9 protein-coding genes are annotated in these 13,640 nt (G+C 73.2%); 2 read left to right on the top strand and 7 right to left on the bottom strand.

Features of this window, described 5'->3' with window-relative positions:
* Window positions 1-66: 66 nt before the first annotated feature.
* Together ACIPYQ_RS18415 and ACIPYQ_RS18420 are read right to left on the bottom strand one after the other, a co-directional pair.
* Window positions 67-3,324, bottom strand: a complete 3,258-nt coding sequence (locus tag ACIPYQ_RS18415) for an AfsR/SARP family transcriptional regulator (protein WP_401252211.1) — start codon at window positions 3,322-3,324, stop codon at window positions 67-69.
* Between the two features lie 747 nt (window positions 3,325-4,071).
* On the bottom strand, window positions 4,072-5,658 hold the full coding sequence (locus ACIPYQ_RS18420; RefSeq protein WP_401252719.1) for a SidA/IucD/PvdA family monooxygenase: 1,587 nt from the start codon (window positions 5,656-5,658) through the stop codon (window positions 4,072-4,074).
* 151 nt (window positions 5,659-5,809) lie between these two features.
* Between ACIPYQ_RS18420 and ddaH the strand changes: the two genes are divergently transcribed.
* Entirely contained in the window at window positions 5,810-6,676 is an 867-nt protein-coding gene (gene ddaH, locus ACIPYQ_RS18425; protein WP_401252214.1) for a dimethylargininase, read from the top strand.
* Window positions 6,677-6,728: 52 nt separating this feature from the next.
* Here the strand turns inward: ddaH and ACIPYQ_RS18430 are convergent, their stop codons facing one another.
* Entirely contained in the window at window positions 6,729-7,505 is a 777-nt protein-coding gene (locus ACIPYQ_RS18430; RefSeq protein WP_361752821.1) for an MGMT family protein, read from the bottom strand.
* Entirely contained in the window at window positions 7,502-8,107 is a 606-nt protein-coding gene (locus ACIPYQ_RS18435) for an RNA polymerase sigma factor (protein ID WP_361752823.1), read from the bottom strand. Before ACIPYQ_RS18435 ends, ACIPYQ_RS18430 begins: the two co-directional genes overlap by 4 nt.
* A 434-nt stretch (window positions 8,108-8,541) precedes the next feature.
* Here ACIPYQ_RS18435 and ACIPYQ_RS18440 point away from each other — a divergent pair, with 434 nt between their 5' ends.
* Window positions 8,542-10,731 (top strand): BTAD domain-containing putative transcriptional regulator, encoded by a 2,190-nt coding sequence (locus tag ACIPYQ_RS18440; protein WP_401252219.1) that lies wholly within the window; start codon window positions 8,542-8,544, stop codon window positions 10,729-10,731.
* Between the two features lie 17 nt (window positions 10,732-10,748).
* Here ACIPYQ_RS18440 and ACIPYQ_RS18445 read toward each other — a convergent pair whose 3' ends face one another.
* Genes ACIPYQ_RS18445 through ACIPYQ_RS18455 form a run of 3 tightly spaced genes read right to left on the bottom strand, consistent with a single transcriptional unit; the run spans window position 10,749 to window position 13,619 of the window.
* Entirely contained in the window at window positions 10,749-11,375 is a 627-nt protein-coding gene (locus tag ACIPYQ_RS18445) for a LysE family translocator (protein WP_401252222.1), read from the bottom strand.
* Between the two features lie 23 nt (window positions 11,376-11,398).
* Window positions 11,399-12,676, bottom strand: a complete 1,278-nt coding sequence (locus ACIPYQ_RS18450; protein WP_401252225.1) for an ATP-grasp domain-containing protein — start codon at window positions 12,674-12,676, stop codon at window positions 11,399-11,401.
* Window positions 12,663-13,619 (bottom strand): alpha/beta hydrolase, encoded by a 957-nt coding sequence (locus tag ACIPYQ_RS18455; protein WP_401252228.1) that lies wholly within the window; start codon window positions 13,617-13,619, stop codon window positions 12,663-12,665. Before ACIPYQ_RS18455 ends, ACIPYQ_RS18450 begins: the two co-directional genes overlap by 14 nt.
* Window positions 13,620-13,640 lie beyond the last annotated feature (21 nt).

The following is a 13,640-nucleotide window of genomic DNA, read 5'->3' on the forward strand; positions in this document are numbered from 1 at the left end:
CCTGCCGCCCACGCCGTGGATGTGCCCCGCACCGGAATCCGGTGCGGGGCACATCCGCGTACGGCGTCAGTACGTCCGGCGGTGCGCCGGCAGGCCCATGAACTCGGACAGGTCCTCCGCGGCCGCACGGTGCCCGGCCGCCGCCGGGGAATCCCCGAGGGCCTCGGCCGCACGGGCGAGGCCGACCAGCGCGGACGCCTCCTCGGCACGGAAGCTCATCGGCGCCGCGATCTTGAGGGCGTGGGCGTGCAGGGCCAGGGCCTCCTCGTGCTCCCCCCACGTCATGTGGAGCCGGCCGAGGACGTTCTCGACCTTGGCGAGCCGGATCGGTGCGCCGCTCGTGCGGCCGAGGAGCAGGGCCCGCCCGGAGAACGCGCGGGCCTGCACACCGTCCCCCCACTCATGCGCCACCTGCGCCGACACCGCGAGCACCAGGGCGACGTCACCCGGCGACCTGGTCTCGTCGCACAGGTCGCGGGCCCGCTTCAGGGTGTCGTGCGCGTCCTCGTACTCGCCGAGGCCCACCTGGGCGAAGGCCAGGTCGGCCAGGGCCACGATCTCGTTGCTGCGGTAGCCGAGGTCGCGGCTGAGCTCGATCGCCCGCCGGGCGGAGGCGGCCGCTTCCGGATAGCGGCCCCACCGTTCGTACAGCGTGCTGAGGGTGGTCAGGCTCTCGGCCTCCGCGCGCGGGTTGTCCAGTTCCCTGGACATGGCGAGGGAGCGCTCCAGCAGCGGCAGGGCCTCCCCGTACCTCCCGAGCATCGACAGCAGCAGCCCGATGGTCGATTCGCTGTGCGCCTCGGTGTGCCGGTCCCCGGCGCGCACCGCGGTGTCGCGCGCCTCCCTGGCCACCTCCAGCCCTTCCTCGAAACGGCCCAGCTTCCAGCAGGCCGCGCCCAGGTTGGCCAGGCTGATGCCGAGGAGCGCCGGGTCGTCGAGCCGGCGGGCGGCGGCGACCGCGAGGCGCCCGACGCTCCAGAACTCGTCGAGCTGTCCGCGCGCGTGCAGGTGGAAGCCGACGTTGCGGCTCAGACAGGCCGCGTACCGGTCGTGGCCGGACCGCTCGGCGAGGGAGACGGCCGCCAGCAGTCCCGCCTGCTCCCGGTCGAACCACAGCACGGCCTGGTCGGCCAGCGTGAAGGTCGGCCGTTCGCCCTGGTAGGGCGGGAGACCGGTGGGCCGGCGCTCGCGGCCGGGGAACAACACCTCGCAGGCCGCGTCGGAGGTCGTCAGGTAGTAGCCGAGCAGCCGCTCGACCGCCGCCGCGTCGTCCTCCGCCGTCGCCGGTCCCCGCAGGCTCTGCGCGAAGCTGCGCACCAGGTCGTGGAAGGTGTAGAGGCCGATGTCGGGCTGCTGCACCAGGTGGACGTCGAGCAGGAACTCCAGGGCGTCCTCGGCGTCCCGGACGGCCGTGCCGAGCAGGGCCGCCGCCGAGTGGACGTCGGTTCCGGCACACGGGTACAGGCTCAGGATGCGGAACGCCGTGCGGTACTCCTCGTCCATCGCCAGGTACGACAGGCGCAGGGTCGCCGCGACGCTGCGCTCGCCCGAACTCAGCTCGTCCATCCGGCGCTTCTCGTCGCGCAGCCGCTCGACGAGGTAACGCACCGTCCAGTGCGGCCTGTTGCGCAGCCGGGCGGTCGCGATCCGCAGGGCCAGCGGCAAGTGGCCGCACAGCTCGGCCAGTTCGGCGGAGGCCTCCGGCTCGGCGGACACCCGGGTCGTGCCGAGCGTCTCGGTCATCAGGCTGGTGCTGTCCTCGGGCTCCATCATCCCGATGGACACCCACTCGACGCCGTCGAGGTCCAGCAGCCGACCCCTGCTCGTGATCAGCACCAGACAGCCGGGCGAGGCCGGCAGCAGGGGCCGGATCTGCGCGGCGTCGACCGCGTTGTCGAACAGCAGCAGCATCCGCCGGCCGTCCAGCTTCGAGCGCCACAGGGCCGTGCGGCCCTCCAGGTCCTCGGGGATGCGGTCGCCGGGCGTGCCGGCGGTCCGCAGCAGGCTGTCGAGCGCGCTGGCGGGCGACACGGGCTTCCCGCCCGGCGTGAATCCGTGCAGGTCGATGTGGAGCTGCCCGTCGGGATATCCCCCGGCCAGGCGGTGGGCGGCGCGTACGGCCAGGGTGGTCTTGCCCATGCCGCCCATGCCGTCGATGGCCACGATCCGGGAGTACCGCTCGGCGCCCCGGCCCTCGTCCTGTACGTAGTCGAAGAGTTCGGCGAGTTCCCTGGCGCGGCCGGTGAAGTCGGGCAGGTCGTGCGGCAGGGTGCAGGGCGCGTCGGCCGGTGCGGGCGCCCCGGCCCGCGTCCGCGGCTCCTCGGCGGCCGGTACCGCGGGGGCCGGCAGTCCGCCGGCCGCGGCCTCGGGCACCGCGCATACGGGACCGGCCGGCCCGGGCAGCGGCCGTACGGGGGCTGCCCGCCCGGCCGGTTCCGGACGTACGGACGCGGTTACGGGCGACACGGCCGCGGGCGCCACGGGTACGGGCGCCACGGGTACGGGCGCCGGGCGCTCGGGCGCGGCCAGTTCGGGGCTGTCCCGCAGGATCGCCTCGTACAGCCGGGCCAGCCGCGGTCCCGGATCGATCCCGAGCTCGTCGACGAGGAGCTCGCGGACCTCCCCGTACTCCTTGAGCGCCTCGGCCTGCCGCCCCGAGCGGTACAGGGCGAGCATCAGCTGGCCGCGCAGCGTCTCCCGCAGCGGGTGCTCGGTGATCAGCGCGCGTAGTCCGGCGATGAGCTCGCCGCTCTCGCCCAGTGCGAGGCACAGGTCGAAGCGCTGCTCGGCGGCGGCCAGCCGGCGCTCTTCCAGCGCGGTCGCCGCGGCCTCGATCACCGGTCCGCCCGCGCCGGAGAGCACCGAGCCCCGCCAGAGCGCGAGAGCCGCCCGCAGGGTTTCGGCGGCCGCGGACTGCCGGCCCTCCCGCAGGGCCTGACCGGCCGCCCTGGTCAGTGCGTCGAACTCCAGCAGGTCGACCTGGTCGTCCGCCACCACCACGCGGTATCCGGGCCCGTCGGTCGCGATGACCTCGTTGCCGGCCGGTATGCGCCGCCGCAGATCGGCGACGGCCTTGCGGACCTGGTGCGCCGCGGTCACCGGCGGGCCCTTCTCCCAGGTCGCCTCGACGAGCCGGGCAACGGGCACCACCCGGCCGGCTTCGAGGAGGAGCATGCACAGGACCCGTTCCTGGATCGCTCCCCCCAGTCTCAGCCGTACTTCCCCCATCCATGCCTCAAGCGATCCGAGCACCTTGAAGCGCGGTCTTCCCCCCACGGGATCCGCGCTCGGTCCCTCTCCGGATTCCGCATCCGCCCGCGGCATCGGCTATCCACCCCCAATGAACACAGCCCCTGGCCAGGCCATGTCAACTGGATCATAGGGGTTCCCCCTAGCAGGCTGTAAGCATCCGATAGCAGATCAGGAAGGGCGACACAGAAACTTCATGGGCAGGCCGGAGCAGCCGGCAGCACACGGAACGAGTGCCGAAGGAGCATGGTGTGGGAAGACTGGAGCGACCCCTGGCCCCCGATGCCGGACCAGTCACCGCGTTCGCACGGGATTGCGCAGGCTGAGGACGGCGGCCGGCAGTCCCGGCTACCGCGACATGGCCACGCGGGCCACGTTCTCCGCCTCGGTGCTCTCCGACGCGGCCGCCGGCTACCGCCTCCCGACCCTCCAGGTGGCCCTCGCCTTCGCCTAGGCCTGCGGCCGTGACCGCGCCACCTGGGAGCGCCGCTGGCACGAGGCGGCGCGCGCCGAGGGTGACGAGGGCGCGGCCCGCCCGGCCGCCAAGGCCGTGCAGCAGCACCAGGAGAACGAGCTGCGCGCCGACGTGCGCGCCGTCCTGCCACCACCCGCCCAGCTGCCGATGAAGCCCCGTCCCCTGGTGGGACGGGCCGAACTGCTCCGGCGGGCCAGGGCTCGCCCACGAACTGGCGACGGGCCTGCCGGACGGACAGCTCTACGCGAACCTGGACCCGGCCGCCGACGGACCCCGAGAGCCGCATCCTCATGACCAGCCGGTCGCGGCTCCTGGGCCTCGACGGAATTGGCCGAATAAGGCTGCCCTCACTGGACCGCGACGAGTCCATGGAGCTGCTCGCCGAGCTGATCGGCAGGGACCGGGTCGGTGCCGAGCCGGCCGCTTCCTGAGCCGGCTGCAGATCGGGGACGAGGGCCTGGGCAGCCGCCTGGACAGACCAGGTCGGCGGCCCGGTGGAGGCTGAAGCTCTCCAGCTCGTAGTGGGAGCGGAAGCGCTCGACGAGGATGCCCGCGTGGTCCGCGCCGGTCCGCGACACCGGGACGGCGGCGAGCAGCTCCTCCACGCGGCCGGCGAGCCGGTTCCACGGCTCGACCAGCCGATCGCTTGCCAGGGTGTCGAGCGCCTCGCGGCTGAAGTTCGTCCGGGAGTGCTCCGGCGCGGTGAGCGCCAGGTAGAAGCGCACCAGGTCCCGCGGCACCTCGGCGACCAGATCGGCGGCCCACACCACGTGGCCTTTACTCGTTGAGAACTTCTGGTTCTCCAGTTCGTAGAACTCGTTCGACACGATGGCGTGGGGCTCGACGTACCGGTCGCCGTGCGCCATCAGCAGGGCCAGGTGCGTCATTCCCCAGAAGTAGACGTTGTCGAATCCGAGGAAGTACACGAGGTCGATGCCGTGCTCGGACAGCCAGTGCTCGTCGTAGCGGTCGGTGTGCTCACCGAGCTGCTCCGCCGCGTACCAGGTGCAGTACATCGAGGCGCCCATGCCCTCGGCCCAGGCATTGAGGACCTGGCCCGGCATCTCGACGAAGGGCGCCGGGATGCCCCAGCCGGTCGGGTAGGTGATCGGGAAGTCCGGCAGCGGGCGCTCCAGCGCCTCGCGGACCCGGTGCGTGACCACGGCGGCCGGGTCGACGGTGGAGCGGGGACGCAGCAGCTCGTCGAAGTTGTTGGGGTGTCCGCAGGACTCGCAGAGTCCGCCGCGGATCTGCCCGGCGGAGCGCAGGGCCGGCTCCTCTGGCACCAGACCGGCCCTCGCCGCGCTGGACACCACGTAGATCTGGCTGTCGTCGGTGCCGCTGGTGAAGATCACCGGACGGCCGGAGGCCCGCAGGTAGCGTGCGTGCACGTCGCCGGCCAGCTCGGCCGCGCTCTGCGCGCCGCCGGTGACGGCGACCCGGGGCGGCAGGTCGGCGCGCACCCCGGCGATGCGCTGCGTGTACTGCGTGCTGTGGATGACGCGCTCGGTCGGCAGGCCGTCGAACACCGCGGGGACGTGGGCGTCGCGGCCGGCGCCGATCACCGCTTCGACGGAGGTGCACTCGCGGCCGTATTCGACCTTTACCGCGGCGAGTTCACCGGCCACCCATTGCAGGTGCTCGGATATCTCGCTGCGGTACGGAACGAAGCCGGCCAGGTTGACGAAAGCGTCGAGCCGCTCCTGCGAGTGAAGGAAGTTGACAAAGGAAAAGCGGCTGCACGGATTGCGCATGGTGACCAGGTCCATGAGGAAGGAGACCTGGCTGCGCGCGTCGGGCAGCAGCATGCCGCGCTGCCACACGATGTCCTGCCCCCGCTCGATGAGCAGGGTGCCCCCGGCCGGCTCGGGAGCGAGCTCCTCGACGGCGACCGCCGGCGCGAGGTTCGCCGGTCCTGCACCGACTGCGAGCAGTTCGACGTTGGCCGGTGTTCCCGATTACTTCCGGTCAATTCGGGACGCCTTTTCCATGGGTCCCAGTGATCAGTCGCGTTCGCGCTTCCGGCCGGCCCGAAACATCCCTCGGGCGGCCGGGCTTCCCTCCCCACCCCATGAAGGAGCCCTCGTGCCGCTCACCGAGCCCATCACCCCCGCCGGCGCTCTCTACCGTTCGGAAAGCCCCACCCGGGTCGCCACTCGTCGCCGTCTGCTGATGTGCCGCCCCCGGCACTACGACGTCACGTATTCGATCAACCCGTGGATGAACCCGCAGCACGCCACGGACAACGCGCTCGCGGTCGAGCAGTGGGAGGGGCTGCGCGAGCTGTACCTCGAACTCGGCCACGTGGTCGAGGAGATAGACCCCATCGAGGGCCTGCCCGACATGGTGTTCGCGGCCAACGGCGCCACCGTGGTCGACGGCAAGGTCTACGGGGCCCGTTTCCGGCACGCGGAGCGCACCGCGGAGGGGCCCGCGTACCTGAGATGGCTGGAAGGCCGCGGTTATACGGACACGCTGTGGCCGGAGTTCGTCAACGAGGGCGAGGGCGACATCCTCACCGTCGGGCGGCGTCTGCTGGCCGGCACCGGCTTCCGCACGGACCCGCGCTCACACGCGGAGGCGCAGGAGTTCTTCGGTCTCCCGGTCACCTCGCTGACGCTGGTGAACCCGGAGTTCTACCACCTGGACACGGCGCTCTCCGTCCTGTCGGACGACGAGGTCATGTACTACCCGGAGGCCTTCTCCCAGGGCAGCCAGGCGGTGCTGCGGGCCATGTTCCCCGGCGCCGTCCTGGCCGACGCCGAGGACGCCGCCGTGTTCGGGCTCAACGCCTTCTCCGACGGCCGCCACGTGCTGCTGCCCGCCGCGGCCACCGGCCTGCACGCCAAGCTGCGCGCACGGGGCTTCGAGCCGATCGGGGTCGAGCTCTCCGAGCTGCTCAAGGCCGGCGGCAGCGTCAAGTGCTGCACGCTCGAACTCCGGGACCGCTGAGCGGGACCGGACCGGGAGCGGCCGGCGGACGCCCCCGCGCCGGCCGCTCCCGTCACACGGTGGCCGGCCGGCAGCTGCGGCAGCCCCGGAACCCGGCGGCGGCGGCCTCGTCGGCCGAGGTGAACGGCACCTCGTGCCGGGCGGTGATGCGGCGCGCGTGCGCGCACGTCGGGTAGCAGAAGATCCGCGTGGTCCCGCTGCCCAGGAAGCGGGCCCCCAGGCGTACGAACCGCTCCACCCGCTCGGCGTCCACGCCCTCCCAGTCCCGCAGCCTCCCCTCGAACGCGGCGGGCAGCCCGCAGTCCGCCGGCAGCCCGTCGTCCCGGCACACCCGGTGCGCCGGGACGAGTACGGGCACGGGGTTGGCCCGGACCGCCGCCATCACCTCCGCGGGGGCGAGAGCGGGCAGTCCGGCCTCGCGGGCCAGCCAGCCCGTCGGACGCAACTGCCCGAACGGGATGAGCCGGGTGGCCTCCAGGACCGCGCTCTGCTCGTCGGGCAGCGGTCCGAAGTCGTAGCGCAGGGTCCGGTCCCGGCCGCGCAGGGCCCGCGCCAGACCCGGCGGGGGCTTGGTCCCGGAGAGCACCGACCGCCGGGTCCGGGCCCGGTAGGCCTCCTCGAACGCCGTGTCGTCGGCGTACCAGCCGGTGGCGGCGGCGCCGGTCACCGCTCCCCGCCCGTGAGCCACGTAGAGGGGGCCGACCGGTGAGTCGGTGCGTACGTAGCAGTCGTAGCGGTGCGCCGGCACACCGGCGCGCTCCAGCACGCGGGCCGCGAACCCCGCGGGTGCCACCTGGCGCAGGGTGCTCAACTCGTCCGGCAGTCTCATCCCGCCGCCTCCTTCCGTTGCTCTCGGGCCGGCCCGTGCCGCGTACGGTCGGCGGCCAAGACGGGCTCGGCGCGCAGAGTGGCCAGACCCCGCGACACCTGCGCCTTCACCGTTCCGACCGGACAGTCCAGGACCTCGGCCATCTCCTGGTAGGTCAGCTCGCCGATGTACCTCAGGACCACGGGCAGCCGGTGGTGGTCCGGCAGGCCCGACAGCGCGGCCACCAGGCGGGCCCTCCGTGCCCCGTCGAGCGCGCGTTGTTCGGGCCCCGGAGCGTCGTCCAGGGTCTCCACGCACGTGACTTCGACGCCGTCGGCCACGCCGGGCCGGCGGCTCAGGGTACGGAGGTGGTTGCGCCACACGTTCGCCGCGATGGTGAGCAGCCAGGCGCGCGGCTGGAGCTGCCCGCGGCGCTCGGCGGAGTACTCGCGCAAGGCGGAATAGGCGCGCAGGAAGGTTTCCTGGCCCAGGTCGTCGGCTTCGCGCGCGGAGCCCGAGAGGCGCAGCAGGACGGACCGCACGGCACCGGCCTGGGTGCGTACGAGTTCGGTGAACCCGTCGTCCAGGTCGGTCGCGAGCAGTTCCGTCAGTGGCAGAGCCATCTCGTCCATCGTCCTGGTAAACACCGGGCCGCGCGAGACCGTTGCACCGGACGCGGGCCCGCACACTCGATTTTTCGGTTATGGCCAAAACAGCGGTGTTCTTGGCCAGAAGCGACACGTGGTCATCAGGGTTTTGGAGTTACGGTCGGATCGGGGGCGCCGAACCGCCCCCGATGTTCGAATTGGTCATGGTCCTGCGGGATTTCAGGGGGGCACGATGTCGACCCTGGTGCACGGGGAATTGGGTAAACCTTTTTCCCGGCGTTGTCCTCTCGCCCTCTTTCCCGTCGTGCCGCACCGTCCGCCACCGCACGGTGACCCGATATCCGAAGATCCCGACGGACCGCGCCCCGCGCGTTCCGTCGCCGCGCACCTTCCGCTCGCAGCCGCTGGAAAGGCACCACCGAGCTGCACCTCAGCCACCAGGGGGAACGTTGGAGAACCGCGTATTCGGGACGAGATCCACCGAGGACTGCAGCTGGTCGTTCGGTGAGCGGATCCGCTCGTTCCGGGGGCGGGCCGGCCTGCCCCAGCACGAGCTCGCGGAACGCGCCGGAGTGAGCGTGCGGACCCTGCGCGACATCGAGCAGGGCCGGGTGCGCCGCCCGCAGAGGCGGACGCTGCAGCTGCTGGCCGACGCGCTGGGCCTCGACGCGGACGCGGCACGGCAGCTTTCGGCGCCCGCGCGCGACGCCGTGTGCCCCGATGGCGCGCGCCCCGCCGACGGGCGCCTGCGGATCGGCATCCTCGGGCCGCTGTCCGTCCGGTACCGGGGCGCCGAGACGCCCGTGCAGGCCACCAAACTGCGGCGATTACTCGCCCTGCTGGCGCTCCAGCACCCGGAACCGGCCAGCCTGGGAGAGATCACCCACACCCTGTGGCCGAACGACCCCCCGCGCTCGTACCAGAGCCTGGTCCACACGTACGTCAGCCAGGCGCGCCGGCTGCTGCTCCCCTCCGACTCCGCCACGGGGGTGCCGGCCGACTCGTTCCTGACGCGTACGCACACGGGCTACGCCCTGGCCCTGGACCGCGATCAGGTCGACCTGACCCGCTTCCAGGACCTGTCGCTGCGGGCCCGGCAGGCGCACCGCGCCGGAGACGCGGCGGCCGCCCACGAGCTGGCCGGACGCGCCTACAAGTGCTGGCGCGGCCCCCTCCTGGCGGGCGAACCGCTGCTGCCGCACCATCCCGCCGCCACGGCCGCCGCCCGGCAGCGGGTGGAGAGCCTGCTGCTGTACGCGGACCTCGCCCTGCAGCTGCACCGGCCCGGGCAGGTGGTGCAGGCGCTGCGCAGCGCCAGCGAGGAGGAGCCGCTGCACGAGGGCCTGCAGGCCTCGCTGATGCTGGCGCTGGCGAGCTGCGGGGAGCAGCAGGAGGCGCTGAGGGTCTTCTCCGGGGTGACGCGCCGGCTCGACCAGGAGCTGGGCGTCCAGCCGGGCGACGAACTGCGGCGCGCCCACCTCCGGATCCTGCACCAGGAGCTTCCGTGGCCGAGGACGGGACCGGTGGCCGACCGGTCGGCGCCGGGGGCGGGAGCACCGCCCGTACGGCGGCCGGCCGCCACCGCGGCGCCGCCGAGGCCCCGGCCGTCCCAGATGCCGGCCTCCAGCACGGGCTTCGTCGGGCGCGGCGCCGAGCTGGACCAGCTGGACCGGCTGCTCCTGCCCACCTGCGAGCGCGGCGGGCAGGTACCGGCGGCACTGATCACGGGTTTCCCCGGAGTGGGCAAGACGGCGCTCGCCGTGCGCTGGGCGCACCTGGTCAGAGAGCGCTTTCCGGACGGGCAGTTGTACGGCGACCTGCACGGTTACGGCGACCGGCGGCCCCTGCGCCCGGAGGAGGTGCTCGCCTCCTTCCTGCGGGCGCTCGGCGTTCCGGACGGGGAGCTCCCCGACACCCTCGACGAAGCCGCGAACCTGTACCGCACCCTGCTGTCGGACCGGAGGATGCTGATCGTCCTGGACAACGCGCGGGAGGAGGGCCAGATCCGGCCGCTCGTCCCGGGGACGGCCGGGTGCGCGGTCCTGGTCACGAGCCGCAACACCCTGCCGGGGCTGGTGGCCCGGGACGGCGTGCCCCGGCTCGACCTCAACGTGCTCGACGGGGACGAGGCGCTGGCGCTGCTGGGCCGGCTGTTGCGGAGCGGCCGCGTGGAGGCCGAGCCGCTGGCCGCGATGGCGCTGGTCCGGCACTGCGGCGGTCTGCCGCTGGCGATCCGGCTCCTCGCGGCCCGGCTCGCGGAGTATCCGGGGAGCAGCATCGCGCAGCTCTGCGTCGAGTTGCAGGAGGTCGGGGCGTTCTCGGACCTGCCGGTCGCGAGCGACGACCTGTTCGCCGCGGCCCACGCGGCGTTCGAACTCTCCTACGTGTCCCTGCTGGAGCCCGTGCGGCGCTGTTTCCGGCTGCTCGCGCGGACCGAGGGGCGGCTCGTCAACGCGTACGCGATGGCGGAACTGGCCGGCACGACCCCGATGGAGGCGGCGCACCTGCTGCGGCGCCTGGTCGGGGCCGGCCTGCTCCGCGAGTGCGTGCCCGGCCGGTACGCGCTGCCCGCCCCGCTCCTGCGCTACGCGCGCAGACTGGCGCTGCAGGGCGACACGGAGCGCTTGCACGCCGTGTGACGCGGGTGGCGGCCACGTCAGCCGCCGAGTGCCAGCCGGACGGCGAACACGCCGAACACGACGGCGGTGAGCCCGTCGGCGATCCGCAGCGTCCGCGGGGACCGCAGGTGCCGGGCGAGCCGGTGGACGAGTCGCATCCAGGTGAGCAGCCAGATCAGCCCCAGGGCCAGGTAGCACGCGGCCAGCAGCGGGACGCCCGCCTCGGGAGCCATGCCCGTGGGCACGAACTGGGGCAGGAAGGCCATCAGGAAGATGCCCACCTTGGGGTTGGACCCGGTGCACAGCAGGCCTTGTACGAAGGCCTGCCGGTCGGAGGGTCCGGCCGGGCCGGCGGCCCGGACCGCGGCGGCCCCGGCCGCCGGCGCCCCGGCGTCTGCGCCGGCCGGCCGGGAGAACCGCCGCAGGGCGAGCACGGCCCATCCGAGCAGGACGAGCGCGCCGGCCCACCGGAAGGCCGCGAACAGCTCCGGGCTGGCGGCGAGCAACGCGGCCAGCCCGGCCGCACCCAGCCCGGCCTGGGCGGCCCCGGCCGTGATCATGCCGAGGGCGGCGGCGGTGGCCACCCTCAGGGACCCGTTCAGCACCAGACCGGTGATCAGGACGAGGTCGGGGCCGGGCATCATGATCACGATCAGGGAACTCACCAGGAACGCGGCGGTGTTGATCTCTACTCCTCGATGGACAGGAGGCGTTCCGCGGCGCGGACCGCCTCGTAGTCGCGCCGGATCTGCTCCTCGTCGGGGTGGGCGAGGATCACGAACCCGAAGTTGAGGCTGTCGACCAGGTCCCTGGTGGCGCGGACGTGGTCGCCGTCCTTCAGGCTCTGGACCGAGAAGTGGTGGCTCGGGAGGTCGCGCAGGGCCTCCAGGGCCGCCGTGCCGGAGACGGTGCCGGTGCGGGGCGCGATGTGGAAGACGCACATCTGGTGCAGCAGCAGCTCGTAGCCCTGGGGGAGTTCTCCCCCGGTCAGCCAGCGCACCGTCCGGTCGATCTGGCTGTCGGCGGTGGCGTTGCGGTTGAAGCGCGGCTGGCCGCCGCCGTGGGGGCGGGCGCCGAGCTCGATGAGCAGCGGCCCGTCCGCGGTGCCCATCACCTCGACGTGGGCCGAACCGAAGCGCAGGCCCACCGCGTCCAGGACGCCGAAGACGTACTCCGTGAGGCCCGGGATGGCCGGGTCGTCCGGGGGGAGCCACCGCATGGTGTCGTAGACGGCCATGTGCGGACCGTTGTCGACCTTGCGGTAGGCGCACACGTCGACCACGGCGTGCTTCCCGTCGTGGCTGAAGGTGTCGATCACGTACTCGGTGCCGGTGACGAACTTCTGCACGATGAGCCGGTCGTCGGTCTCGCCGAACTGGTTGGTCCGGCCGAGCTGACGGCCGAAGACCGCCCGCCAGTCCGTCCCGCCCGCCAGTTTGATCACGCCGTCGGTGCTGGCGCTCTTGGGCGGCTTGACCACCAGGTCCGCCCCGGCCAGGCCCTCGCGCTCCAGCCAGGCCGCGACCTCCTCGGCGTCGTCGGTGCAGATCTGCGGGATGACCGGCAGGCCGGCCGCCGCGACGGCCTCCGCCATGCTGCTCTTGTCCCGCCGGGCCGCCGCGAGTCCGGGCACGTTGCTGCGGTGGGGCACCACCCGGGGGGCGAGGCGCTCGGCCAGTTCCACCCCGGACTCGCAGCCCGCCAGGACGGCGCGCGGGCCCAGCACCCGCAACCGCTCCACGACCGGCTCCAGGTCGCCCTCGTACACGATGACCTCGGCGAAGTCCTGCGGCCGGTAGGAGGAGGCGTAGGCCTCCGGCGGGCGGGGGCCCGTGACCACCGCCACCACCGGTACGCCGTGCCCGGTCAGCGGCTCCGCGAAGAGGGCTCCCGAGGAGTAGGGGTCGACGATCACGCAGGGCCCGCCGCCCTGCGGTGCGCCCGGCGCCCGTTCAGCGTCCGTCACGGCCGGCCGCCCTTCCGGCCAGGGCGGCCACGGCGTCGCAGTAGCGCGCGAAGAACTCCCCGGCGGGTTCGCTGATGCGGCGGGCGCGCACCGGGGCGTGCACCATGCCCTCCTCCATCACGTACGTCACCGGCGTCCCGTTCTGCTCCAGCCGGGCGGTGTACTTCTCAGCGTCGACGCGCAGCGAGTCCATCTCGCAGCCCACCACGTAGGCGGGCGGCAGGTCGTGGAAGTCGCCGGTCAGCAGGGGGGAGACGTACGGGTTCTCCGCCTGCTCGGGCTCGGGGCAGTAGCAGGCGGTGTAGAACTCCATCTCGCCGCCGGACAGCAGGGGGGCGTCCTCGCCGCCGTGCCGCCAGCGGGTGAAGTCCAGCACGGGGCTGATCACTGCCTGGCCGCGCAGCCGGGGGCCGCCGCGGTCGCGCGCCATCATCGAGAGGACCACGGCCATGTTGGCCCCCGAGCTCTCCCCGCAGAGCACCGCGGCCTCGGGGTCGATGCCGTCGAGCCCGAGCGCGGGCAGGTCGGCCAGGGTTCCGCAGAGTCCGGCGTAGCAGTCCTCCAGCGGCCCGGGGTACGGGTTCTCCGGGGCCATGCCGAAGTCCAGGGCGATCGCCACCAGGCCCGTACGGTCGGCGAGTTCGGCGACCAGACTGTGGTGGCTGTGGAGCGAGCCGATGACGAAGCCACCGCCGCGTATGTAGAACAGCACGGCGTCGCCCGCGCGTCGGGCCGGTTCGTAGATGCGGATCCGGGCGGTGCGGCCCCCGTGGGTGACGGTCGCGTCCCGGTGGACGACCCCCTCGGGCACCGGGATCGGCAGCACCTCGGTCAGCGCGTCGTACAGGGCGCGCTGTCGTTCGACGGGATAGGTGTAGAAGTCGGGTGGCAGGGCGCCGTCGACGGTCTCCACGAACTTCTCGATGCCGTCTGCGTAGGCCATGGGCAGCTTCGCTCACTTCCG

The sequence above is a fragment of the Streptomyces sp. NPDC090045 genome (assembly GCF_044747975.1).
Classification (GTDB): Bacteria; Actinomycetota; Actinomycetes; order Streptomycetales; family Streptomycetaceae; genus Streptomyces.